Source organism: Stenotrophomonas sp. 10N36 (assembly GCF_056395005.1).
The window spans coordinates 1-25,018 of record NZ_JBFTIS010000022.1; the positions used below are offsets into that span (position 1 = coordinate 1).

At 68.2% G+C, this 25,018-nt stretch carries 20 protein-coding genes; 10 read left to right on the forward strand and 10 right to left on the reverse strand.

All coding sequences use genetic code 11. The annotated features are described in order from the left end of the window. Positions 1–314 precede the first annotated feature (314 nt). The 4 genes from cls to AC1DCJ_RS17560 all read left to right on the forward strand — a co-directional run bounded on the left by cls (position 315) and on the right by AC1DCJ_RS17560 (position 4,171). The gene (gene cls, locus AC1DCJ_RS17545; protein WP_478071534.1) at positions 315–1,775 is read left to right on the forward strand and encodes a cardiolipin synthase; all 1,461 of its coding nucleotides are present in this window, start codon (positions 315–317) and stop codon (positions 1,773–1,775) included. Positions 1,776–1,839: 64 nt separating this feature from the next. Next, entirely contained in the window at positions 1,840–2,094 is a 255-nt protein-coding gene (locus AC1DCJ_RS17550) for a hypothetical protein (protein WP_137191469.1), read from the forward strand. Between the two features lie 4 nt (positions 2,095–2,098). Beyond that, a complete protein-coding gene (locus AC1DCJ_RS17555) occupies positions 2,099–2,848 on the forward strand; it encodes a pyridoxine 5'-phosphate synthase (protein WP_428711450.1) in 750 nt (249 codons plus the stop codon). Between the two features lie 231 nt (positions 2,849–3,079). Next, positions 3,080–4,171 (forward strand): PA0069 family radical SAM protein, encoded by a 1,092-nt coding sequence (locus tag AC1DCJ_RS17560; RefSeq protein WP_478071535.1) that lies wholly within the window; start codon positions 3,080–3,082, stop codon positions 4,169–4,171. 215 nt (positions 4,172–4,386) lie between these two features. Here the strand turns inward: AC1DCJ_RS17560 and AC1DCJ_RS17565 are convergent, their stop codons facing one another. The 3 genes from AC1DCJ_RS17565 to AC1DCJ_RS17575 all read right to left on the reverse strand — a co-directional run bounded on the left by AC1DCJ_RS17565 (position 4,387) and on the right by AC1DCJ_RS17575 (position 7,620). Further along, positions 4,387–5,097 (reverse strand): 2OG-Fe(II) oxygenase, encoded by a 711-nt coding sequence (locus AC1DCJ_RS17565; protein ID WP_137191466.1) that lies wholly within the window; start codon positions 5,095–5,097, stop codon positions 4,387–4,389. A gap of 125 nt (positions 5,098–5,222) precedes the next feature. Then, positions 5,223–6,239 (reverse strand): class 1 fructose-bisphosphatase, encoded by a 1,017-nt coding sequence (locus tag AC1DCJ_RS17570; protein ID WP_038691499.1) that lies wholly within the window; start codon positions 6,237–6,239, stop codon positions 5,223–5,225. Between the two features lie 178 nt (positions 6,240–6,417). Continuing rightward, complete coding sequence (locus AC1DCJ_RS17575; protein ID WP_038692727.1) at positions 6,418–7,620, reverse strand: amino acid aminotransferase; 1,203 nt, start codon at positions 7,618–7,620, stop codon at positions 6,418–6,420. A gap of 175 nt (positions 7,621–7,795) precedes the next feature. Between AC1DCJ_RS17575 and AC1DCJ_RS17580 the strand changes: the two genes are divergently transcribed. Next, positions 7,796–9,922 (forward strand): TonB-dependent receptor family protein, encoded by a 2,127-nt coding sequence (locus tag AC1DCJ_RS17580; protein ID WP_478071536.1) that lies wholly within the window; start codon positions 7,796–7,798, stop codon positions 9,920–9,922. A gap of 50 nt (positions 9,923–9,972) precedes the next feature. On the opposite strand, the gene AC1DCJ_RS17585 is transcribed toward AC1DCJ_RS17580, so the two are convergent. Next, a complete protein-coding gene (locus AC1DCJ_RS17585; RefSeq protein WP_038691495.1) occupies positions 9,973–10,299 on the reverse strand; it encodes a hypothetical protein in 327 nt (108 codons plus the stop codon). A 144-nt stretch (positions 10,300–10,443) separates the two neighbouring features. Here AC1DCJ_RS17585 and AC1DCJ_RS17590 point away from each other — a divergent pair, with 144 nt between their 5' ends. The 3 genes from AC1DCJ_RS17590 (at position 10,444) to ligD (ending at position 14,436) form a co-directional block, all read left to right on the forward strand. After that, complete coding sequence (locus AC1DCJ_RS17590) at positions 10,444–10,842, forward strand: hypothetical protein (protein WP_478071537.1); 399 nt, start codon at positions 10,444–10,446, stop codon at positions 10,840–10,842. Positions 10,843–10,935: 93 nt separating this feature from the next. Continuing rightward, positions 10,936–11,883, forward strand: coding sequence for a non-homologous end joining protein Ku (gene ku, locus AC1DCJ_RS17595; RefSeq protein WP_478071538.1), 948 nt, complete (start codon positions 10,936–10,938; stop codon positions 11,881–11,883). A 6-nt stretch (positions 11,884–11,889) separates the two neighbouring features. Further along, positions 11,890–14,436, forward strand: coding sequence for a DNA ligase D (gene ligD / locus AC1DCJ_RS17600; RefSeq protein ID WP_478071539.1), 2,547 nt, complete (start codon positions 11,890–11,892; stop codon positions 14,434–14,436). A gap of 108 nt (positions 14,437–14,544) precedes the next feature. Here the strand turns inward: ligD and AC1DCJ_RS17605 are convergent, their stop codons facing one another. The 4 genes from AC1DCJ_RS17605 to adh form a co-directional block, all read right to left on the reverse strand. Continuing rightward, positions 14,545–14,931: a hypothetical protein gene (locus AC1DCJ_RS17605; RefSeq protein ID WP_448134914.1), complete on the reverse strand. Its 387-nt coding sequence runs from the start codon at positions 14,929–14,931 to the stop codon at positions 14,545–14,547. Positions 14,932–14,980: 49 nt separating this feature from the next. Then, a complete protein-coding gene (locus tag AC1DCJ_RS17610) occupies positions 14,981–15,358 on the reverse strand; it encodes a DUF779 domain-containing protein (protein WP_137191461.1) in 378 nt (125 codons plus the stop codon). Positions 15,359–15,464: 106 nt separating this feature from the next. Beyond that, a complete protein-coding gene (gene adhP / locus AC1DCJ_RS17615; RefSeq protein WP_478071540.1) occupies positions 15,465–16,493 on the reverse strand; it encodes an alcohol dehydrogenase AdhP in 1,029 nt (342 codons plus the stop codon). Positions 16,494–16,579: 86 nt separating this feature from the next. Further along, a complete protein-coding gene (gene adh / locus AC1DCJ_RS17620) occupies positions 16,580–18,109 on the reverse strand; it encodes an aldehyde dehydrogenase (protein ID WP_141059020.1) in 1,530 nt (509 codons plus the stop codon). 239 nt (positions 18,110–18,348) lie between these two features. On the opposite strand from adh, the gene AC1DCJ_RS17625 reads away from it, so the two are divergent. After that, on the forward strand, positions 18,349–20,238 hold the full coding sequence (locus AC1DCJ_RS17625) for a sigma-54-dependent Fis family transcriptional regulator (RefSeq protein ID WP_478071541.1): 1,890 nt from the start codon (positions 18,349–18,351) through the stop codon (positions 20,236–20,238). A 14-nt stretch (positions 20,239–20,252) separates the two neighbouring features. On the opposite strand, the gene eda is transcribed toward AC1DCJ_RS17625, so the two are convergent. Together eda and AC1DCJ_RS17635 are read right to left on the reverse strand one after the other, a co-directional pair. Beyond that, on the reverse strand, positions 20,253–20,891 hold the full coding sequence (gene eda / locus AC1DCJ_RS17630; RefSeq protein ID WP_137191457.1) for a bifunctional 4-hydroxy-2-oxoglutarate aldolase/2-dehydro-3-deoxy-phosphogluconate aldolase: 639 nt from the start codon (positions 20,889–20,891) through the stop codon (positions 20,253–20,255). Then, positions 20,878–21,894, reverse strand: a complete 1,017-nt coding sequence (locus AC1DCJ_RS17635) for a sugar kinase (RefSeq protein ID WP_478071542.1) — start codon at positions 21,892–21,894, stop codon at positions 20,878–20,880. Before AC1DCJ_RS17635 ends, eda begins: the two co-directional genes overlap by 14 nt. Positions 21,895–22,164: 270 nt before the next feature. On the opposite strand from AC1DCJ_RS17635, the gene AC1DCJ_RS17640 reads away from it, so the two are divergent. Next, positions 22,165–24,930, forward strand: coding sequence for a TonB-dependent receptor (locus AC1DCJ_RS17640; protein WP_478071543.1), 2,766 nt, complete (start codon positions 22,165–22,167; stop codon positions 24,928–24,930). Positions 24,931–25,018 lie beyond the last annotated feature (88 nt).

The window sequence follows — 25,018 nt, forward strand, 5'->3', positions numbered from 1 at the left end:
AGCCGAGCCCCGTAGCGGCCGGTAGGCTCCTGGGCAAAATAAAGGAGGAGGCCGCCACGCGGCCGGGGGACATTTGCGCCAGGGGCCTACCGGCTGCTACGGGGCCCTCACGCTCGCGGCCGGCCCGATCGGAGATCGCCAGCCAATCCAAACCGCCCTGCACACCCGGCCACCCGCGTAGGGTCATGCTCACTCTGCGACGGCCCTTGCAACAAGACGCTCCCCTCATTTGGGAGAAGAACCTTTTTTATGGGCCAGTGCCGACCGCCGCGCCGGGTACGCGCGCAACGCACGCGGCCCGCTATCATCCGCCCATGCTCGCCACCTACCCTGCCCTTGCGGCCTGGCTCGACGCCATCCCGCACCTCCGTCCCCTGCTGGTGGCGGCCTACATCCTCTACCTGCTGTGGCTGACCGGCTGGATCATGCTGCAGAAACGCGAGCCGGTTGCCACACTGAGCTGGATCCTGTCGATGGCGGCCCTGCCCTACCTGGGGTTGTTCATCTATTACCTGCTGGGCCCGCAGAAAGTGAAGCGACAGCGCCTGCGCCGCGGTCGCGCGCGCTCGGGCATGGAGCACTACAGCAGTGTGTGCCCGCCCGATGCGGACTGCACCGAACTGGCCAAGATCGCCCAGGCCACGACCGGCCTGGCGCCGACCTCGGCCACCGAGGTGGAGTGGCTGGTGGATGGCGCGGCCACCTACACCGCGCTGCTGGCCGCCATCGCGCAGGCGCGTGACCACGTGCACGTGGAGTACTACATCTTCAACCCCGACCACGCCGGCACCGCGCTGCGCGACGCGCTGGTCGAGCGCGCCCGCGACGGTGTGCGGGTACGCCTTCTGCTGGATGCGGTGGGTTCCTCGGCCATCCGCACGCGCTTCCTGCAGCCGCTGCTGGACGCCGGTGGCGAAGTGGCGTGGTTCCACCCGCGGCAGCTGCTCAAGCCGTTCAAGCGCCCCTGGTTGAACATGCGCACCCACCGCAAGCTGGTGGTGATCGATGGGCGCACGGCCTTTACCGGCGGGATCAACATCACCGACGAGGAAGACGAACGCCGCCGCCCCGATGCCTACCGCGACCTGCACATGCGCCTGACCGGCCATGTGGTGCGCAGCCTGCAGCTGGTCTTCATCGAGGACTGGATCTACGCCACCGCCCAGCCGCCCGAGCGCTTCACCATTGCCCAGCTGTGGCCCGATGACATGCCCAGCCGCGCCGATGGCCGCATCAATGCGCAGGTGCTGGTGTCCGGCCCCGACTCGGCCTGGGAGACCATCCACCGCTTGCAGGTGGCCGCCATCCACGAAGCGCGCGAGCGCGTCTGGCTGGTGACGCCCTACTTCGTGCCCGGCGAGGCCGCGCGCATGGCGCTCACCTCTGCCGCACTGGGAGGCCTGGACGTGCGCCTGCTGGTGCCGAAGATGAGCGATTCCTGGTTCGTCACCCAGGCCGCGCGCTCGTACTTCGACGAACTGCTGCAGGCCGGGGTGAAGATCTACGAGTACGGCCCGCGCATGCTGCACACCAAGGCCTTCATCGCCGACCACGACGTCTGCATCGTCGGCAGCGCCAACTTCGACCACCGCAGCTTCCGGCTCAACTTCGAGCTGTCGATGATGCTGGTGGACGCCGACCGTGTGGCAGCGCTGGAGCGCATCCTGGCGGCCGAGTTCGACGCCTCGGTGCGCGTACACAACGACCGCGGCCGCTCCCTGTGGCGGCACCGGGTACCGGAAGCATTCGCACGGCTGGCCTCGCCGCTGTTGTGACCGCGCACGTGGAACCACACCGGCCGGCGGCGCTACACTGGCGCGGTCAACGGGGAGAATGACGATGCATTGGCTGTTCCTGCTACTGGCGCTGGGCTGCTTTGCCCTGGCGTTGAAGGTGCCCCAGATGTCGCTGATGCTGCTCGCGCTGCTGGGTGCGCTGGTGTTCCTGCTAATGTGGGTGCGCGGGCTGTACGTGGCGCGCTTCGGCACCCTGCAGCGTGACATTTCCAGCGTGATCGACCCCACCGAACTGCGCCGGCTGCGCGACCAGGCCCAGGCCCGTCGCCAGCTCGAAGAAGACTCCGACACACCGTAGTGCCATGACCCAGCTCAGCGTCAACGTCAACAAGATCGCCGTCCTGCGCAACTCGCGCGGCGGCACCGACCCGGACGTGCTGCAGGCCGCCCGTGCGTGCCTGGACGCCGGCGCGCATGGCATCACCGTGCACCCGCGCCCGGACCGCCGCCACATCCATGCCGAGGACGTGCTGGCGCTGTCGGCGTTGACCACGGCACGTGGCGTGGAATTCAACATCGAGGGCAACCCGTTCGCGCCGCCGCGCGACGGCTACCCGGGGTTGCTGCCGCTGTGCGCGCAGACCCGCCCGGCGCAGGCCACCCTGGTGCCCGATGGCGACGGGCAGCTCACCTCCGACCACGGCTTCGACTTCGGCCGCGATGCGGAGCGGCTGCGCCCGCTGATCGCCGAGCTGAAGGCGTATGGCTGCCGGGTCAGCCTGTTCGTCGACGCCGGCAACCCGGACCTCGCCCAGGCCGCGGCGATCGGCGCAGACCGCATCGAGCTCTACACCGGCCCCTACGCCGAAGCGCATGCGGCCGGCGATGCCGGGGCCATGCTGGCCCTGTTCGCCGACGCCGCCCGCCGCGCGCAGGCCGCCGGATTGGGCGTGAACGCCGGCCACGACCTGTCGCAGGACAACCTGCGCGCCTTCCTGGCCGCCGTGCCGGACGTCCTGGAAGTCTCAATCGGACATGCGTTGATCAGCGAGGCGTTGTACGCCGGGCTGGACGCCACGGTGAAGGGCTACCTGGCGCAATTGGCCCCCTGACTGCCCTGCCATGGCCCGCTCCAGGCCAGCGGCGATGTCCGATTCTGGCCTGTGGACAAGTATGGGGACCAATTCCGCCGATTTCGGCCAGAACCCAATGGTGGCAAGCCTTTCCCGGTTGACACAGGTCTGTGGTTAGCAATACTACTAACCCCGATTGATGGGTTACCGCGCATGCGTCCCCACCCTCCCGTCGCAGCCACTGCGACACCCCGGCGATAGCCTCGACCGATGGGTATCGCGATCAAAGGCCGAGGTTCCACTAAGCACCTGGCGGGCCGCTTCGAGGTCACCGTCAGCGAAGCCGTGCACGATGGCTGGGACGCCGAGGAGAGCGAGGAGTTTCTCGCGCCGCGCCTGCGCACCGAAGTACGCGCCGAAACCGCGCGCAGCATCATCAGCCGCAACAAGTCGCCGGACGTGGGGTTCAGCCAATCGGTGAACCCCTACCGCGGCTGCGAACACGGCTGCTCGTACTGCTTCGCCCGGCCGTCGCATGCCTACCTCAACCTGTCGCCCGGGTTGGACTTTGAAACCAAACTGTTCGCCAAGACCAATGCACCGCAGCTGCTGCGCAAGGAGTTCTCGCGCCCCGGCTACGTGCCGCAGCCGATCGCGCTGGGCATCAACACCGACGCCTACCAGCCGATCGAGCGCAAGCTAAAACTCACCCGCCAGCTGATCGAAGTGATGCTGGAAACGCGGCACCCGTTCTCGCTGATCACCAAGAATGCACTGGTCGAACGCGACATCGATCTGTTGGCCCCGCTGGCCGAACAGAACCTGGTGAGCGTGCACTTCTCGGTGACCTCGCTGGACCCCCACCTGTCGGCCAAGCTGGAACCGCGCGCCTCGGCACCGCACGCGCGCCTGCGGGCAATGCGCCGCCTGCACGACGCGGGTATTCCGGTCGGGGTGATGGTGGCCCCGGTGATCCCGTGGATCAACGACGCCGAACTGGAAGCGGTACTGGAAGCCGCGCGCGATGCCGGCGCCTCCACCGCCGGCTACGTGCTGCTGCGCCTGCCGCTGGAAGTGGCCCCGTTGTTCCGCGACTGGCTGGACACTCACCACCCCGACCGCGCCGCGCACGTGATGAGCACCATCAACCAGCTGCGCGGCGGCAAGGACTACAACAGCGAGTTCGGCAGCCGCATGCGCGGTGAGGGCGTGTACGCCGATCTGTTGTCGAGCCGGTTCAAACTCGCACGCAGGCGCTTGGGGTTCGACGCGCAGAACAGCCATTGGCCGAAGCTGGACTGCGACAAGTTCGTGCGGCCGCTGCCGCCGCGGGTGGATTCGCCGCAGGGGTCGTTGTTCTAGATCGTGATCTGGACGACAGGATGCGTGGGAACCTGCGCTGTAGGCCACGCTGGATCAAGGGCGTGCACAGGGCAGCATCAAGGACAGCGACCATCTGCTCTGCCAGCTCGATGCTGAAGCGGTGCGGATGCGTCGCCGTGATGGCGATGGGCCTTCGGTAGGTGTGTCGGGAGCCGGCCAGCGGCCGGCACTACCGGGGCTTGCGTGTGTCGTCGTCAGTTTCCTGCGAACAGCTTCTGCGCGGTCTGGAACAAAATCCAGCTGGTGGCGATGAACTTGTCGCCACCCTGCGGGCGGTTGCCGCGATGCGTGTGGGTGAACGCCGTCGGGGCGATCAGCAAGCTCCCCGTGCGCGGGGCGATCTTGCGGTGCTGGAACAGGAACTCGGTTTCGCCCTGCTCGAAATCGTCGTTGAGGTAGAGCGTCCACAGCAGGTGGCGGTGCAGTGTCTCGCCGGCGGGATCGCGCGGGTACAGCTCGCAGTGCCAATAGGGATAGCCACCCTCGCCCGCTGCATACCATTGCAGATTGATGGCACCGGGACGCAGGCACGTACGGGCCAGATCCGACAGCGTCGCATCGTCCATACCGGGGAAATCGTCGGCCGCCAGGCGGCGCGGCTGGCCGTTGCTGTCTTGGATCTGCAACATCAGCGGCGAGATCAGCGCCTGTGGATAACGCCGTAGATAACTCAAAACGCCGCGGAAAACCGCCTGTTGCAACAGCATGTCGATATCGCGCCACGCGGCGTCGCCGCTGATGCGCAGATCCTTGCTGTGCTTGAGTTCCGGGAACACGCCACTGCCCACTTCGCCGGGTCGCAACTGCGCACTGGTTCGCATCCTGGCCTGGATGGCGGCACACACATCGGCGGGGATGGCGTTGTGGATTACTTCAATGAAGTCGTGCTGCGTGTCGGCCGTCATGGGGTCATCCGTGGGCATGTGGCCCCGATGGTGACCGCTGCGCTGGCCGATGTCACGCCGTTGCCACGTTGGGTTTTTCCATGGCACACACGGGGCCGGCAATGGGCCGGCCCCGTGCGTTGCGATCAGCCCTGCGCGCTGTCGTGCTCGCGGTGATAGCGGGTGGCTTCGGCCACTTCATTGCGCGAGCCGAGGAACACCGGCACGCGCTGGTGCAGCTGGTCGGGCTGGATGTCCAGGATGCGCTCGCGGCCGGTGGTGGCGGCGCCGCCGGCCTGCTCGACCAGCAGGCCCATCGGGTTGGCTTCGTACATCAGGCGCAGCTTGCCGGCCTTGGACGGGTCCTTCTTGTCCCACGGGTAGATGAAGATACCGCCGCGGGTGAGGATGCGGTGCACGTCGGCCACCATGCTGGCGATCCAGCGCATGTTGAAGTTCTTGCCGCGCGCGCCTTCCTTGCCGGCCAGCAGGTCCTGCACGTAGCCCTGCATGGGGGCTTCCCAATGGCGCTGGTTGGACATGTTGATGGCAAATTCCTGGGTGTCGGCGGGAATCTGCATGTCCGGCGTGGTCAGCACGAACTCGCCCTTCTCGCGGTCCAGGGTGAAGGCATGGGTGCCGTGGCCCACGGTGAGCACCATCTGCGTACTGGGGCCGTAGATGCAGTAACCGGCGGCGACCTGCGCGGTGCCCGGTTGCAGGAAGCTGGCGTCGTTGGGCTGTTCGGTACCGGGCGGGCAGCGCAGCACCGAGAAGATGGTGCCAACCGAGACGTTGACGTCGATGTTGGAGCTGCCATCGAGGGGATCGAACAGCAGCAGGAAGTCACCGCGCGGGTAGGTGTCCGGCACGGGCTGGCAGTGGTCCATTTCCTCCGAGGCGCAGGCGGCAAGGTGGCCGCCCCAGGCGTTGGCTTCGAGCAGGATCTCGTTGCTGATGACGTCCAGCTTCTTCTGCGCTTCGCCCTGCACGTTGCCGGTACCGGCCTCGCCCAGCACGCCACCCAGCGCGCCCTTGCTGACCGCGATGGAGATGCTGGTGCAGGCGCGGGCGACGACGGCGATCAGCTGGCGCAGGTCGGCGTTGATGCGGCCGGCATGCTGCTCTTCGATCAGGTACCGGGTAAGCGACGTACGGGACATGGAATGGCTGCCAAAGACATTTGGGGGCCGTATTGTCGCCCGTTGCCGCGGGCATTACGAGGCAGGCGCAGGACAGCGCGCCAGGTCAGGAAAGCAGGGCCGCGTACGCGGCAGGGATCCGGATACAGGAACGGCCGCACTGGGCGGCCGTTCCTGTGGGTGCTGCAGCGCGCGCCGATCAGCCCTTGGCGACGGTCGCCACGGCCTTGGCCACGTACGCCAGGTTGCCCTGGTTCAGCGCGGCCACGCAGATGCGGCCGGTGCCGACGGCGTAGATGCCGAACTCGTCGCGCAGGCGGTCCACCTGCGGGCGGGTCAGGCCCGAGTACGAGAACATGCCAGCCTGGTCGTTGATGAAGGCGAACTCCGGCGCGCCGGCGGCGACCAGGTTCTCCACCAGGCCGTGGCGCAGGGCGTGGATGCGCTCGCGCATCTCGGTCAGTTCCGCTTCCCACACCTGGCGCAGCTCAACGCTGTTGAGCACGCCGGCCACCAGCGCAGCGCCGTGGTTGGACGGGCTGGAGTAGATGGTGCGGATGATGCGCTTGACCTGCGACTGCACGGCCTTGGCCGAGGCCGCGTCCGGGGCCACCACCGACAGTGCGCCGATGCGCTCGCCATACAGCGAGAACGACTTGGAGTACGAGTTGGCGACCACGAAGCTGTCGATGCCGGCTTCGGCAATGATGCGCACCGCGGCGCCGTCTTCGCTGATGCCCTTGTCGAAGCCCTGGTAGGCCATGTCGATGAACGGGAACAGCTGGCGGTCCTTCAACAGCTCGGCCACCTGCTTCCACTGCGCTACGGTGAGGTCGGCGCCGGTCGGGTTGTGGCAGCAGGCGTGCAGCAGCACCACGGTGCCCGGCTGCAGCTTGCCCAGGTCGGCCAGCATGGCGTCGAAATCCACGCCGTGGGTGGTCGGGTCGAAGTAGCTGTACTCCACCACCTCGAAACCGGCGGCGCCGAACACCGCGCGGTGGTTTTCCCAGCTGGGGTTGCTGATGGCGATGGTGGCGTGCGGCAGCAGGCGGTGCAGCAGGTCTGCGCCCACGCGCAGCGCACCGCTGCCCCCGATGGTCTGCGAGGTGGCCACGCGGCCGGCGGCCAGCAGCGGCGAGTCTTTGCCGAACACCAGCTCGCGGGTGGCCTGGTTGTAGGCCGGCAGGCCGTCGATCGGCAGGTAGCCGCGCGGTTTGGCTTCATCGGCCAGCTGCTGTTCGATCTGCTTGACGGCGCGCAGCAGCGGAATGCGGCCGCTTTCGTCGTAGTAGATGCCCACGCCCAGGTTGACCTTGGTCGAGCGGCTGTCGGCGTTGTAAGCCTCGGTCAGGCCCAGGATCGGGTCGCCTGGGACCAGTTCCACATTTGCAAAGAAGGACACGGCGGTACTCATTCGGATGACGGAAGGGGGGAGGTTGGCGCGACGCAGGTTGCGGCAGAATCAGCCAAAACCAAGCCATCCTAACAAAGCCGCGGCGTGGGCGCGGTGGCTGCCGTCACGTCGTCTTCCGTACCATGGCGTGCGGCGTGCCCTGCCGCTGAGGACCCCTGCCCGTATGCTGCGTTTTTCCGCGTTTGTTGTCCCCTCCGCGCTGCTTTCGGCGGCGCTGTTGCCGAACCCGGCACAGGCCGCGCCTGCCCCCGCCGATACCCTGCCGGTCGAGCGCCTGCCCACGGTTCAGGTGCAGGCCGCACGGGTGCAGCAGGTGGACGATGCGGACCTGCCGGCGTCTATCAGCACGGTCTGGCTGGATGACGACGCCAATGGAACCCTGGCCCAGGTGTCCGAAGCGCTGGGCGGCATCCCCGGCGTGGTGGCGCGCGACCGCCAGAACTATGCGCAGGACACCCAGCTGTCGATCCGGGGCTTCGGCGCACGGTCTACCTTCGGGGTGCGCGGGGTGCGCGTGCTGGTGGACGGCGTACCGGCCACCATGCCCGACGGCCAGGGCCAGCTGTCCCATGCCAGCCTGCTCTCGGCGCAGCGGGTGGACGTGCTGCGCGGCCCGTTCTCGGCGCTGTACGGCAACTCCTCCGGCGGCGTGGTGCAGGTCTTCAGCGCCGACGGCGCCCCCGGCGACCCGTGGCGGCTGCGGCTGGACACCGGCAGCGACAACACCCTCAGCGCCGGTGCGCAGCTGCGCGGCCAGCAGGGACCGATCCGCTACAACGTGGCCGCCAACCACTTCCGCACCGATGGCTGGCGCGACCACAGCGCGGCCCGCCGCGAGTCGGTCAATGCGCGGCTGGGCACCGACGTGGGCGGTGGCCAGCTGGACCTGGTGCTGAACTACTTCGATTCCCCCGATGCGCAGGACCCGCTCGGCCTGAGCCGGGCCCAGGTCAACGCCGACCCGCGCCAGGCCACCGCCGTGGCCAGCCAGTACAACACCCGCAAGTCGGTCCGCCAGGCCCAGGCCGGGCTGGTCTTCACCCGCACCGACGGCGCCCATACCTGGCGGGCGATGGGCTATGCCGGGCAGCGCAGCGTGGAACAGTACCTGGCCATTCCCCCCGGGCCGCAGGCCAACCCGCTGCATGCCGGCGGGGTGATCGACCTGGACGGCGATTACGGCGGCGTGGACGCGCGCTGGAGCTGGCACGGCGACTGGGCCGGACGACCGCTGGATCTGGTGATTGGCGCCAATGCCGACCGTCAGCTGCAGGATCGCCGCGGTTACGAGAACTTCGTGGGCGATCAGCTGGGCATCAAGGGCCGCCTGCGCCGCGACCAGGCCGACCGGGTCGAGAACATCGACCAGTTCGCCCAGGCGTGGTGGCAATGGGCCCCGCGCTGGTCGCTGTTGCTGGGCCTGCGCCACAGCACCGTGCGGTTCCGCTCCAACGACCACTACATCACCGCCAGCAACCCCGATGACAGCGGCGCGCGCCGCTACGCGGCCACCACGCCGGTGGCCGGGGTAGTGTTCCGCGCCAGCGATGCCTGGCGGCTGTACGCCTCGGCCGGGCGTGGTTTTGAAACGCCCACCTTCAACGAGCTGGGCTACCGCGCCGACGGCCAGGCGGGGTTGGCGCTGGACCTGTCGGCCGCGCGCAGCCGCAACCTGGAAGTGGGCAGCAAATGGCATGCACAGAGCGGGGCGCGGCTGGAGGCGGCCCTGTTCCGGGCCGACACCGATGACGAACTGGCGGTGGCCAGCAACAGCGGCGGGCGTTCCACCTACCGCAACATCGGCCGTACCCGGCGGCAGGGCGCCGAAGCCAGCTACGTGCAGCCACTGGGCGCGCAGACCGAGCTGGCGGTGGCCTACACCTGGATCGAAGCGACGGTGCGCGATGCGTACCCGCTGTGCGGTACCGCCGGCTGCAACACGGTGCAGGCCGGCGCGCGCCTGCCCGGCGTGCCCCGGCAGCAGTGGAACGCGCGCATGCAGTACACGCCCGGACCGTGGCAGTGGGCCGCCGAGCTGGTGGCCTCCAGCGACACGGTGGTCAACGACCTGGCCACCGAGAAGGCGGCCGGCTATGCGCTGCTGAACCTGGAAGCGGCGCGGCGCTGGCAGACCGCGCAGGGCACGCTGCGGGCGTTCGCGCGCATCGACAACGTGCTGGACCAGCGCTACATCGGCTCGGTGATCGTCAACGACGGCAACCAGCGGTACTTCGAGCCCGGCCCGGACCGCCGGGTGGGTGTGGGCCTGCAGTGGCAGTGGGCGCCGTGATCAGCGGGCCGCTGGCGGTGGTTTAGCGCGGCCCACCCAACGGGCTGCCGCTAGCGCGGGATCTTGGCCGGCACGAACGGCGAGGTCGGGTCGCTGGCGGGGAAGGTTTCGTCCAGGGCTTCATCCTGGTTGTCGCTGGCGTGCTCCTTGCGCGCCTGGCGTTGTTCCTGGTTCTCCCGCCCGCCCGGGTGCGGCACCCCGGTGGGGTCCTTGCGGTCGCGATAGCCGTGGCTGGGACCGGACACCACCGGCAGGTGGTCCGCTTCGGCCGGGGGGGACATGCCGGCGCCGCGGTCTTCGGCGTCCTGGTTGTCATGTTTGGCGTGTTGTTCGCCAGGCACCGGGGTGCTGGCTTCGCGCAGGGGATCGCGTGGCATGGGAATCACTCCGGAACGGGGGAACTCCACTAGAGCGCTTGGCGGGTGAAGTCCCTGCGAATCGCCTGCCCTGAACACATCTGTCACGGCTGGCTAACGGCGGCGGGACTATTTCTGCCTGCCCTGTACCGCCGGAGTCGTGCCATGCCCCGCCTGGACCGTCGCGCCGCCTCCGCGCTGTTCAACGCCTACCTGCAGCCGACCCGGAACACGCGCCGCGTGCGCCGTGAGCGCACCGAGGAAGCCCAGGCGGTGGCGCAGGACTACCTGCAGTACATGCGCAACGACTACGAGCGCCGGCGCGGGCATGGCCACCGCAGCTGGCGCGATCTGTACCCGGCGTACGCGTTCGCCCTGACCACGCACTATGCGGCCTGGCCACGCGGCAACGATGACGACACCGACGGCGAGCTCGCCGAGCACTGGGAACAGATGCGCGGGCAGTCGCGGTTGGGCTGGGGCCAGGCACGCGGCATCGTCGAGGACGCCTGGCTGGCGCTGGACCACATGCCGCCAGCGGCCGTGCATGGCCTGCTGCAGTAACCCGTAAAGGGCCCCTGCACGGTGCGGACACGGGCGTTTCACGCCTGCCGCGGTACAGCTGCCCTCCCCCTGTAGCGTTGGAGTGGCCCTGCCATGGCCCGACCGATCTGGACCGGTACCCTCTCGTTCGGCCTGCTCAATGTCCCGGTGTCGCTGATGTCCGGCGAGCGCAAGGTCGACCTGCAGTTCCGCATGCTCGACTCACGCGACCGCAAGCCGATCCGCTTCGAGCGGGTCAACGCCGATACCGGTGAAGAGGTGCCGTGGAAGGACATCGTCAAGGCCTACGAGTACGACAAGGGCAGCTACGTGGTGCTGGAGGAGGACGATATCCGCTCGGCGGCGCCGGAGAGCCATGAGGCGGTGGAGGTGGAGACCTTCGTGGATGCCAGCACCATCGACCCGCGCTACTACGAGAAGCCCTACCTGCTCGTGCCGGCCAAGAAGGCCGAGAAGGGCTACGTGCTGCTGCGCGAAACCCTGCGCAGGACCGACAAGGTGGGCATCGCCCGGGTGGTGGTGCGCACCCGCGAGTACCTGTGCGCGATGATGCCGCATGGCGACGCGCTGGTGCTGATGATCCTGCGTTACCCACAGGAACTGGTCGACCCGGAAGACTACAAGCTGCCCACCGGTTCACTGGCCGACTACCGGATCAACAGCAAGGAAACGGCCATGGCCGAGCAGCTGATCGCCTCGATGTCCGGCGAGTGGAAACCCGATGACTACCACGACGAATTCCGCGAGCGGCTGCAGGTGCTGCTGAAGAAGCGCATCAAGGCCAAGGGCGGCACCACCAAGGTGGAGGAAGAACCCGCGCCGCGCGATGACGACGCCACCAACGTGGTCGACTTCATGTCGCTGCTGCAGAAGAGCCTGGATGCCAAGAAGCGCACGCCGGCCCGGAAGACCGCCGTGACCGCTGCGCCGAAGAAGGCGGCCACCAAGAAGGCCAAGGCACCGGCGAAGGCACCGGCCAAGGCGGCCAAGGCCGCGAAGAAATCCACCAAACGCGCCACCCCCACGCGCAAGGCCGGGTAAGCGCCGATGTCACTGCAGGAATACCGCCGCAAGCGTCGTTTCGACGGCACCCCCGAGCCGGATGCCGACCGCCGCGGCGCGCCGGCGCGGCGCCCGATCTTCGTGGTGCAGCTGCACCATGCCAGTTCGCGCCACTACGATTTCCGACTGGAAGCCGATGGCGTGCTGAAGAGCTGGGCGGTACCCAAAGGGCCGTCGCTGCGCGCGGGCGAGAAGCGCCTGGCGGTGGAGGTGGAGGACCACCCGCTGTCCTACGCAGGGTTCGAAGGCGATATTCCCAGCGGCCACTATGGCGCCGGGCATGTGGATGTGTACGACCACGGTACCTGGGCCTGCGATGGCGACCCGCTGGAGGCGATCGCTGCCGGCAAGCTCGACTTCGTGCTGCACGGTGAGCGCCTCAACGGTGGCTGGAAGCTGGTGCGCACGGCGATGAAGGGCAAGCAGCACCAATGGCTGCTGATCAAGCGCGACGACGCGCAGGCACGGGACGCAGAGGCCGATGACATGCTGGACACACCGCCGCCACGCGGCGCCGCCCGCAAGCGCGCAGCGGGGGCCAAGGCTGCGCCGCGCGCTGCCGCAAACACAGCCAAGCGCCCGGCCACGCCCGCGCCTGCACGCAAGGCCGACGCGCGCTGGCGCAAACGCGCGTTGGCGTTGGAGGGTGCGCGCGAAAACCCCTACCCATCCGGCTTCAAGCCTCAGCTCACCGACCACCGCGCCACCGCACCGGACGGCGATGGCTGGCTGCACGAGATCAAATGGGACGGCTACCGCCTGTTGGCCGAGGTCAACGATGGGGTGGTCGCGCTGCGCTCGCGCGGCGGCCTGAACTGGACCGACGATTTTCCCGACGTGGTGCAGGCCATTGCTGCGTTGCCGGTGCGCGACCTGCGCCTGGATGGCGAGCTGGTGGTGCTGGATGCGCAGGGCCGCAGCGATTTCACCGCCTTGCAGAAGGTCATCGACGGCACCGCCAGGCAGCCGCTGCGCTACGTGGTGTTCGACATGCCCGGCATTGCGGGAGTGGATATCAGCCGCTGCGGGCTGCTGCAGCGCAAGGCGCTGCTCAAGGACCTGATCGGCCCGGCGCCGGGCACGCTGGCCTACAGCGACCACGTGCTTGACCATGGACCGGCGGTGTTTGCCGCCAGCGGCGAAGCCGGGTTCGAAGGCATCATCAGCAAGCGCGTGGACGCGCCCTACGTCAACGCGCGCTCGCCGGCATGGATCAAGATCAAGCACGAGACCACCGACGAATTCCTGATCGTGGGCTACACCGATCCCAAGGGCGCGCGCAGCGGCTTCGGCTCGCTGCTGATGGCCACGCCCGACACAGGTGGTCTGCGTTACGTGGGCCGGGTGGGTACGGGGTTCGACGATGCGTTGCTGCGCACGCTGACCGCGCGCTTGAAACCGCTGGCGGTGAAACAGGACGTGCTGGCACTGCCGGCGCACGTGCCGTTCAATGCGCGCAGCGTGCATTGGGTGAAGCCGGTGCTGGTGGCCGAAGTGGCCTTCCGCGGCTGGGCCAAGGAAGGGCTGCTGCGCCAGGCCAGCTTCAAGCGGCTGCGCGAGGACAAGCATCCCGGTGACTTGGGGGTGGCCGGCCAAGGGCTGGCGAAGGCTAAGGCTATGAAGAAAGCAACGACGCGCGGCAAGGCCGACACGACGGCCGCAGGTGAGGCCGCGGAAGACGTCAGCATCAGCCATCCCGAGCGCGTGGTGTTCGCCAAGGCGAAGATCACCAAGGGCGAGGTGGCCGACTACTACCGGCAGATGGCGCGCTGGGTGCTGCCCGAAGTGGCGCGGCGGCCGCTGTCGGTCCTGCGCTGCCCGGACGGGGTGGACAAGCCCTGCTTCTTCCAGAAACACCACGGCACCGGGCTCGGCGAGGCGGTGCGCGCGATCCCGCTGGAACAGAAGAGCGGGCGCGAGGATTACCTGTACATCGAGGACGTGGCCGGGTTGCTGCAGCTTGTGCAGATGAACACCCTGGAGCTGCATCCGTGGGGCGCCACCGTGGCCGATCCAGAGCATCCGGACCGGCTGGTGTTCGACCTGGATCCCGGCGACGGGGTGAGCTGGGCGCAGGTGAAGTCGGCCGCACGCGATGTGCGCGATCGGCTGTTGGATACCGGCCTGCAGAGCTTCGTGCGACTGTCCGGGGGCAAGGGCGTGCATGTGGTGGTGCCCTTGGAGCCCAAGGCCGACTGGGCCCAGGCCAAGGACTTCTGCGACGCGTTCGCGCAGGCCATGGCCGAACATGCGCCGGACCGTTACGTGGCCACGATGAGCAAGGCCAAGCGCACCGGGGTGATCTTCATCGACTGGCTGCGCAATGCACGCGGCGCCACCAGTGTCAGCTCGTGGTCGCTGCGCGCGCGGCCCGGTGCCGGCGTGGCGGTGCCGCTGCGGTGGGAAGAGCTGGGCCGCATCACCGCCGCCGATGCGTTCCCCATGGCCAAGGCGCTGCAGCGTGCGCAGCGCTTGAAGCAGGATCCATGGGACGGGATCGAGGCGGTGAAGCAGGTGCTGCCCGGGGCGTGACGCTGTAGGGAGTGCGCGAACGGCCCAGTTCGGTTGTTGTCATGCCATCCCGGGTGGTGCGTTTGCCCCGGCGGTCGATGGGGATGCGACCCTACCGTGTAGTTCGCGTCACTGCGGGCGATAGCGCGCGCCCAGCCAGATGCCGGCGGCCTGCAGTGGCAGCGAGAGCAGCAGCACCAGGACGAACCAGAACGGGAAGTCGCTGCCCAGGTCCCAGGCGGCATAGACCGAGGCCGCGGCGATCACCGCCCACACCACCCCGCCGTGAACGTAGGGCACGGTCGGCGCGTAGCGCGCGGCGAACGCGGTGGCGGCGATGCCGCCGAGGATGGTCCAGCCCAGGTCCCAGGCCAGGCGCGCCTGCCCGCCGTCGCTCAGGCCGATCCACGGCGCGATCCAGCCGGCCGCGCCGCTGACCATGCCCAGCACGAACAGCGCCACCACCACGCACAGCACGGACAGTACGACGGTCTTGGCAAGCGACAACGCGGACATGGCGATCCAGGGCAACGGGACGGTGCCCATTATGGACGCGTGCGTGGGCTCAGACCTTGCCGGCGTCCTTCAGCTGCGCGAACTCGTCATCGCTGAACAGCCGCGAGCGCACCAGGAAGCGCACGCCCTCGCCGTTCTCAAGCGAGAACATGCCACCGCGTCCGGGCACCACGTCGATGATCAGCTGGGTGTGCTTCCAGTACGCGAACTGCGACGGGCTGATGTAGAACGGGGCGCCGCCGATCTCGCCGAGCTGCACGTCGCGGTCGCCCACGATGAAGTCACCCTGGGCAAAGCACATCGGCGAGGAGCCGTCGCAGCAGCCGCCGGACTGGTGGAACAGCAGGGGGCCGTGGCGGGCGTGCAGCGTTTCGATCAGCTGCAGTGCCGCCAGGGTGGCGGTGACCTGGGGGGGTTGGGCGCTCATCGTTGGGTTTCCTGGGAGCCGGCCAGCGGCCGGCACTACCGGGTGGTGGAGCGGCCTGCCATCGTCGGGAGAGGGAAGGCGATGGCAGGCCGCGGTGCACGAGCGGTTACGCGTTGAGATCCAGCACCACGCGGCCTTCGATCTTGCCGGCGTGCATGCGCGCGAAGATGTCGTTGATGTTCTCCAGGCTATCGCTGGTAACCGTGGCCGCCACCTTGCCCTGCTCGGCGAACTCCAGCGATTCCTGCAGGTCCAGACGGGTACCGACGATCGAGCCACGCACGGTGATGCCGTTGAGCACCATGCCGAAGATGTCCAGCGGGAAGTTGCCCGGCGGCAGGCCGTTCAACGACACCGTGCCACCGCGGCGGACCATGCCCAGCGCCTGTTCGAAGGCCTTCGGCGATACCGCCGTGACCAGCGCACCGTGCGCGCCGCCGATCTCCTTCTTCAGCAACGCGGCCGGGTCGGTGGTGCGCGCGTTGACCGTGATCGTCGCGCCGAGGCGCTCGGCGAGCTTCAGCTTGTCGTCGTCGATATCCACCGCGGCCACATTCAAGCCCATGGCCCGGGCGTACTGCACCGCCATGTGGCCCAGTCCACCGATGCCGGAGATCACCACCCACTGGCCCGGACGTGTGTCGGTGACCTTCAGGCCCTTGTACACCGTCACGCCGGCGCACAGGATCGGCGCGACCTCGATGAAGCCCACGCCCTTGGGCAGCAGGCCCACATAGTTGGCATTGGCCAGCGCGTATTCGGCGAAGCCGCCGTTGACCGAGTAACCGGTGTTCTGCTGCGCTTCGCACAGCGTTTCCCAGCCGCCCATGCAGTGCTCGCAATGGCCGCAGGCCGAGTACAGCCACGGGATGCCAACGCGGTCGCCTTCGCGGATATGGCTGACACCCGCACCCACCGCCACCACGTGGCCCACGCCTTCGTGCCCGGGAATGAACGGCGGGTTGGGTTTGACCGGCCAGTCGCCCTCCACCGCGTGCAGGTCGGTGTGGCAGACACCACACGCCTCGATCTTCACCAGGATGTCGCCGGGGCCGGGCCGCGGTACCTCCACTTCCTCGATACGCAACGGCTTGCCGAATTCGCGGACGACAGCGGCCTTCATGGTCTTGTTCATGCATGGATCTCCGTGGATTGCCAATGACAGCACTGTGGCGCCGGCCTCCGGCCGACGCCTTGATCGTGATCAAGCAGGGCGCGGGCTCAGAAGAAGCCCAGCTTCTTCGGCGAGTAGCTCACCAGCAGGTTCTTGGTCTGCTGGTAGTGGTCGAGCATCATCTTGTGGTTCTCGCGACCGATGCCGGATTGCTTGTAGCCGCCGAACGCGGCATGCGCCGGGTAGGCGTGGTAGCAGTTGGTCCACACGCGGCCGGCCTGGATGCCGCGGCCCATGCGGTACAGACGCGAGGCATCGCGGCTCCACACGCCCGCACCCAACCCGTACAGCGTGTCGTTGGCGATCTCCAGCGCTTCTTCCTCGGTCTTGAAGGTGGTCACCGACACCACCGGCCCGAAGATTTCCTCCTGGAACACGCGCATCTTGTTGTGGCCCTTGAACACGGTGGGCTTCACGTAGAAGCCGCCGGCCAGGTCGCCGTCGAGGGTGGCCTGCTCACCGCCGATCAGCACCTCCGCGCCTTCCTGCCTGCCGATATCGAAGTAGGACAGGATCTTCTCCAACTGCTCCGACGACGCCTGCGCACCGACCATCGTGTTGGGGTCCAGCGGGTTGCCCTGTTTGATCGCGGCCACGCGCTTGAGCGCGCGTTCCATGAACTTCTCGTAGATCGATTCCTGGATCAGCGCCCGCGACGGACAGGTGCACACCTCGCCCTGGTTGAAGGCGAACAGCACGAAGCCTTCGATGGCCTTGTCCAGGAAATCATCGTCCTCGGCCATCACATCGGCGAAGAAAATATTGGGCGACTTGCCCCCCAGTTCCAGCGTCACCGGAATCAGGTTCTGGCTGGCGTACTGCATGATCAGCCGGCCGGTGGTGGTTTCCCCGGTGAAGGCGATCTTGGCGATGCGCGGGTTGGACGCCAGCGGCTTGCCCGCCTCCACGCCGAAGCCATTGACCACGTTGAGCACGCCGGCCGGCAGCAGGTCGCCGATCACCTCCATCAGCACCAGGATCGAGGCGGGGGTCTGTTCGGCCGGCTTGAGCACCACGCAGTTGCCGGCCGCCAGCGCCGGGGCCAGTTTCCAGGCGGCCATCAGCATCGGGAAGTTCCACGGGATGATCTGCCCGACCACGCCGAGCGGCTCGTGGAAGTGGTAGGCGATGGTGTCCTTGTCGATCTCCGACAGGCTGCCTTCCTGCGCGCGCACCGCCCCGGCGAAGTAGCGGAAGTGGTCGGCCATCAGCGGGATGTCGGCGTTGAGCGTCTCGCGGATCGGCTTGCCGTTGTCCCAGGTCTCGGCATGCGCGAGCAGGTCCAGGTTCTCCTCGATCCGGTCGGCGATCTTGTTGAGGATGTTGGCGCGTTCGGTGGTGGAGGTCTCGGCCCAGGCGCGCTTGGCGGCATGCGCGGCGTCCAGCGCCGCTTCGATGTCCTCGGCGTTGGAGCGGGCGACCTCGGTGAAGACCTTGCCGGTGACCGGCGTGGTGTTCTCGAAGTACTGGCCGCTGCGGGGTGCCACCCACTGCCCGCCGATGAAGTTGCCGTAGCGCGGCTTGAAGATGGACTGCGGGTCGGTGGCGTGCGGCTTGGCGGACGTGACGGCGTTCATCGGGGTGCATCTCCGGCAGGTTGGGAAAAGGCCCGTAAGGGGTCCTTCCCTGCCGCAAGGACGATGCCAACTCTGGCCTGCTGCGCTGCGGCACGCCGTCGGGCCGCGGCCGGCCACGGAACATGCCTGTGATCTGCGGCGGTGCAGCAGCGAAGGTCATTGCGCAGTAACGCCGCCTGTGCTGTTTATCGGAACAGGTCCCGCTACAACTGTCGCAGTTTGCGACACTGGAGAAACAGGTGTCCCAGCAGCCGCTTCTGCACCGTGTCGGCAACGCGCGTCGTTCGTTCTTCGAGCGCGGCGCGACGCCGGTCGGCATCGTGCCCGACACCATCCTGCAGTCGTGGCAGCGCTGCCTGCGTGGTGGGCTGTCGGTGGATGCGCAGCCGGAGGTGGAGCCGTTGCCGGATGCACGCCTGCGCGAACTGCGCGAGCGCCAGCAGAAGCTGTGGCGGCTGGCCCGCCCCGAGCTGGACGGGCTGGCCGCCGACATCGCCGCCGCCGGCAGCATCGTGCTGCTCACCGATGAAGACGGCTGGATCCTGGATGCCGAAGGCAGCCCGGGTTTCCTCGACAAGGCCGGACGCGTGGCGCTGATGCCGGGTGTGCGCTGGGATGAGACCACGGTGGGCACCAACGCCATTGGCACGGCCATCGTGGAGGGCCGCTCGGTGGAAGTGCGGGGCGGCGAGCACTACTTCGCCCCGCACGGCATCCTGACCTGCTCGGCCACGCCGATCTTCGACCCCTACGGCCAGCGCGTGGGCGTGCTGGACATCTCCGGCGATGCGCGATTGCAGCACCTGCACGCGCGGGTACTGGCGCGGCAGGCCGTGGCGCACATCGAGCACCGTTACTTCGACGCGGGGCTGGCCGACTGCGAGCTGGTGCGGCTGCACCACGACGCCACCCTGCTGGGCACCCCACGCGAGGGCATCCTGGGCTTCCGCGGCGGCCGCCTGGTGGCTGCCAACCGTACCGGCCTTGCCCTGTTCGGGCTGGAGCATGCCGACATCGGCCATGCGCCGTATGCCGCGCTGTTCGATGGGCCGCTATCGCGCCTGCACGACGACGGTGCGCTGATCGACCGCCAGGGCCGCGCGCTGTACGGGCAGCTGGGCGAGGGCCAGCGTGCGCCGGTGCGGGGCCGTGCGGATGCGCGGTCGGCGGCGTTGCCGACCGGGTCACGTCGACCGGCGGCCACCGCGGTGGATGCCACCCCGCTGTTCGATGCCGACCAGCAGCGCGCGCTGGATCGCGCCTGCCGCGTGCTGGATGCGCAGTTGCCGGTGCTGCTGCAGGGTGAGACGGGCACGGGCAAGGAGGTCTTCGCCCGCGAACTGCACCGGCGCAGCCTGCGCGCCGACAAACCCTTCGTCGCGGTCAACTGCGCGGCCTTGCCGGAGGGCCTGATCGAGGCCGAACTGTTTGGCTATGAAGAAGGCGCGTTCACCGGTGCCCGCCGCCAGGGCAGTACCGGCCTGCTGCGCCAGGCGCAGGGCGGCGTGCTGTTCCTGGACGAGATCGGTGACATGCCGCTTGCCCTGCAGCCGCGGCTGCTGCGCGTGCTGCAGGAACGCACACTGTCGCCACTGGGCGGCGGCAAGCCGGTGCAGCTGGATTTCACGCTGATCTGCGCCACCCACCGCGACCTGGACCTGGCCATGCAGGCGGGCGATTTCCGCAGCGACCTGTACTACCGTATCGCCGACCACGCGGTACTGCTGCCACCACTGCGCGAGCACCCGGATCGCGCGGCGCTGGTTGCCGGCCTGTGGACCCGCCTTGGGCAGGGCCGTGAACTGGATCCGGCCGCGCGCGCCGCGCTGGCCGCGCATGCGTGGCCAGGCAACGTACGCCAGCTGTGCGCGTGCCTGCGCACGCTGGTGGCGTTGAGCGACCCGGGCGATGTCATCGGGGTGGATGCGCTGCCGGCGCAGGTCCGTCACCCTGCTCCACCGGCGCCGCTACCGGCGAGCGCCGGCGATGGCCTGGAAGCGATGACCCTGGCGGCCATGCGCGAGGCACTGGCCGTCAGCGGCGGCAACGTGGCCGCCGCCGCGCGGGCGCTCGGCATCAGCCGCAGCACCCTCTACCGGCGCCTGGGCGAGGCCGCGCACCGGCACTGAGCCGGCGGGTCGGCTCAGCCGACCAGCGCGGCCGAATCGCGAGCCAGCTGTTCGATCGCGGCCCAGTCGCGGGCCTGCAGCAGCGCGCGCGTGGTCAGCCACGAGCCGCCCACGCACAGCACGTTGGGCAGGTGCAGGAAGTCGCGTGCGGTCTGCGCGCTGATCCCGCCCGTGGGGCAGAAGCGCACGTCGCCGAACGGCCCGTTCCACGCCGACAGCATCGCCGCGCCGCCGGCCTGCACCGCCGGGAAGAACTTGAAGGTATCCAGGCCGTGYTCCAGGCCCAGCATCAGCTCGGAGGAGGTGGCCACGCCGGGCAGGAACGGCAGGTCGGTGTCGCGCGCGGCGGCGTACAGGCGCGGGGTGGCGCCCGGCGACACGGCAAACCGCCCGCCCACCTGCTTGACCTGTTCCATCTGCGCGGCGGTCAGCACGGTGCCGGCGCCCACCACCGCATCGGGCACGGCCTCGACCATGGCCTTGATGGCCTCCATCGCCACCGGCGTACGCAGCGTCACCTCGATCACCGGCAGGCCGCCGTTGAACAGGGCGCGCGCTACCTCGACCGCATCGTCGATGTTCTCGGGGGTGAACACCGGAATCACCGGGGCCAGTTTCAGGACAGCACGTACACGTGGATCAGCGCCGGACATCGAATCGCTCCTCGCCCGTCAGGGCCATCACGTCAGCCTCGCTGACAGGGTTGAAGTCGCCCGGAATCGAATGCTTGAGGCAGGCCGCAGCCAGGCCGAAGCGCACGATCGCCTCCGGTGCGAAGCCGCGCATCATGCCATGCAGGATGCCGGCGGCGAAGGCATCGCCGCCGCCGATGCGGTCCACGATGCCGATCATCTCGCGGGTTGGCGCTACCGCGCGGGTGCCATCGCGGCCGACCAGCATCGCCCCGAGGGCATGGTTGTCCACACTGTGCGGCGTGCGCTGGGTGCAGGCCATCCACTGCAGACGCGGGAACGCGGCGAACGCCTGCGCGGCGGCCGCATCGACACGCTCACGCACATCGGCCTGTTCGAATTCACCGCCGAGCACCACGCCGATATCGCGGTAGTCAGCAAAAATCAGATCGGCGCAGGCGAACAGCTGGCGCAGGATGCCGGGGGCATCGCCCTGCCAGCGCGCCCACAGCGACGGCCGGAAGTTGCCATCGAAGGACACCCGCACGCCACGCGCGCACGCCGCCTGGGCAGCCACCAGCGTGGCCTGGGCCATGGCCGGGTTCAGGGCGGGGCTGACCCCGGACAGGTGCAGCCAGTCTGCGCCGTCCAGCAGCGCATCCCAGTCGTAGTCGGCCGCGCTGCCGCAGGCGAATGCCGAGTCGGCGCGGTCGTAGACCACTTCGCTGGCCCGCTGCACCGCGCCGGTGGTGAGGAAGTACAGGCCCATGCGGCCGGGCCGGACCTGCACGTGGCCGGTGTCCACCCCATGCCGGCGCAGCTCGCCGGCCACGAACCGGCCCAGCGGGTTGTCCGGCAAGGTGCTGACCATCGACACCGCGTGCCCCAGATGGGCCAGCGACACGCCCACGTTGGCCTCCGCGCCGCCAGGATGCACCGCCAGCTGCGCGCTCTGCAGCAGCAACTCGCGGCCCGGTGCGCTCATGCGCAGCAGCAACTCTCCGAAACAGACAACACGACTCATGGCGGTGGATCCTTGTGAAAGCGAGGGCGCGTGCGGCGGCACCCGGATGGAATGGCTAGCGGTGTCATTCTAGCCAAGCCGGACCGGGCGTCTACCGCCCGCATTGTCGAAAGCATTGTCCCGCAAGCCTCCGGGAGACATTGAAAATCTGTTGCGCTGCAAGATGCTCCTTCTGGAACGGGCTGTTAACGTCCGCCCTGACCAGCGGTGTCATTGCACTGACATGTCGCCGGATAGCTGTTTCATGTAGCACCTTGGGAGAGGGAAAACATGCAATCTCGAAACATCCAGAAAAAGACACCGGTTACCTTGCTTGCCCTGTCGATCGGCCTGGCGCTGAGTGGTACCGCGCTGGCCCAGGAAGCCCCTACCGACCTGGACACTGTCACCGTGACCGGCTACCGCGCCAGCGTCGAGAAGGCGCTGGACATCAAGCGCGGCGAAGCCGGCGTGGTCGATGCCATCGTCGCCGAGGATATCGGCAAGTTCCCGGACCTCAACCTGGCCGAGTCGCTGCAGCGCATTCCGGGCGTGGTCATCACCCGTGAAGCCGGCGAAGGCCGCAACATTTCCGTGCGTGGCCTCGGTCCGGACTTCACTCGCGTGCGCATCAACGGCATGGAAGCGCTGACCACCGTCGGCGCCGGCGACCAGAGCGGCGGCACCAACCGCGGCCGCGGCTTCGACTTCAACGTGTTCGCCTCGGACCTGTTCTCGCAGATGGTGGTGCGCAAGACCGCCTCGGCCGACGTCGAGGAAGGCTCGCTGGGCGCCACCGTGGACCTGCGCACCGCGCGTCCGTTCGATTACGACGGCTTCACTTTCGTGGCCAGTGGCCAGGCCGGCTACAACGCCATGGCCGAAAAAGCCGATCCGCGCCTGGCGGCGCTGATCTCCAACACCTTCGCCGATGGCACCTTCGGCGCGCTGCTGTCGGTGGCCTATTCCGAGCGCCAGGCGCTGGAAGAGGGCTCCAACACCGGGCGTTGGGCCAATGGTCCGAGCAACGGTGGCTTCGCCGCCAGCCCGGCCTTCCCGGCGGCGCGCAGTGCCGACGTCTACCACCCGCGCTTCCCGCGCTACGTGCAGCTGGAACACCAGCAGGAGCGCCTGGGCGTGACCGGGTCGCTGCAGTGGAAGCCCAGCGACGCCACCGAAATCTCGCTGGACGCGCTGTACTCCAAGATCGACGCCACCCGCGACGAACACTACATCGAAGCCATTTCCTTCAGCCGCAACCGCGATACGGGCACCGGCGTGAATCGCCGCCCGGAGCGCGACGGCAAGCCGGCGATGGTGGTGCGCAACGGTGAGATCCGCAACAACGCGCTGGTCTACGGCGAGTTCGACAACGTCGACATCCGCACCGAGAACCGCCACGACGAGTGGAGCACCGAGTTCAAGCAGGCCAGCCTCAACTTCGATCATCGCTTCAGCGACGCGTTCTCGATCAACGGCAAGGTGGGCGCCTCGCGCTCGGCGCACGAAAACCCCGTGCAGACCACCATCATCATGGACAAGTACGACGTTGACGGGTACAGCTACGACTACCGTGGCAACAGCCGTGCGCCGGTGCTGAACTACGGCATCGACCCGACCGATCCCAACGGCTGGGAACTGGCCGAAATCCGTCTGCGCCCGCAGTACGTGGACAACGACTTCGACACTGCCGAGGTCAACTTCAACTGGAACATCAGCCCTGGCTTCCGGCTCAAGGGCGGCGTGCTGGCCAAGAACTACACGTTCAGCACCGTTGAACTGCGTCGCACCAGCGAAGTGGCCGTGCCAACCTTCGCCGACGGCAGCCGTATCGTGTCGCCGGACCTGACCAGCCAGGCTGGCCTGAAGGGCATCTCCGGCTCGCCCTCCAACTGGGTGGTGCCCAACCTCGATGCCATCGCCGACGCGCTGGACATCTACAGCAACACCGGCACCTTCGCCGTTGCGCCCCGCGCCAACAACAGCCGCAGCGTGGAAGAGAAGGACCGCGGCGTCTGGCTGATGGGCGAGTTCTCCACCGATCTCGGGTCCATTCCGCTGTCGGGCAACTTCGGCGTGCGCTACGTGCAGACCGAGCAGACCTCCAGTGGCGCAGCCACGGTGGGCGGCGCGCTGGTACAGGCCACCACCAACCGCAAGTACAACGACACCCTGCCCTCGTTCAACCTGGTGGCGGAAATCGCCCCCGACTTCCTGATCCGCCTGGGCGCGGCAAAGGTGATGAGCCGTCCCGGTCTGGGCAACCTGACCCCGGGCGTCACCGTGGCGGTGGCCGGCGGTGCACGGACCGTGGCCGGTGGCAACCCGAACCTGGATCCGTTCCGCGCCACCAACGTGGACATGAGCTTCGAGTGGTACTTCAACGAAGGCGCGATGGCGGGCATCGGCCTGTTCTACAAGGACATCGAATCGTTCGTGCAGAACACCCGCGAAGTGCGTCCGTACTCCAGCAGCGGCCTGCCGGCCAGCCTGCTCGACGGCACCGGCGCGTCGGTCAACGATGATTTCACCTTCACCATTCCGCTCAATACGCCTGGCGGTGAGCTGTACGGCGTCGAGGCCAACTACACCCAGCCCTTCACCTTCCTGCCGGGCAAGTGGTCCAACCTGGGCGTGCAGTTGAACTACACCTGGGTGGACACCAGCATCCAGTACGTCAATGGCGCCGGCGTACCGGTGATGAAGAACCAGCTCACCGGCACGTCCAAGAATGCCTGGAACGCCACGCTGTTCTACGAAGGGAAGGTGTGGTCGGGCCGTGTCTCGGCGACCAACCGCAGCGACTACCTGACCGCGGCACCGGGCCAGGAGGTTGGCTTCAACATGGATGGAACGCACGGCATGACCGGCACCACCGTGCTGGACGCCTCCCTGCGCTACCGCATCAGCGACCAGCTGGAGCTGAGCCTGGAAGGCATCAACCTCACCAACGAGGCGTCCGACGAGTGGGTGTACTCGCCCAGCACGGGCGAGCTGCCGCTGCAGTACACCGAGAGTGGCCGCCAGTTCCTGCTCGGCGTGCGCTACAAGTTCTGATTCACCGGCAGGACCCAGCGGCGGCGTGAGCACTCACGCCGCCGGCTGCGCGCGCCGCCGTCGTTGCCATCCACACCCGTCACTGCAG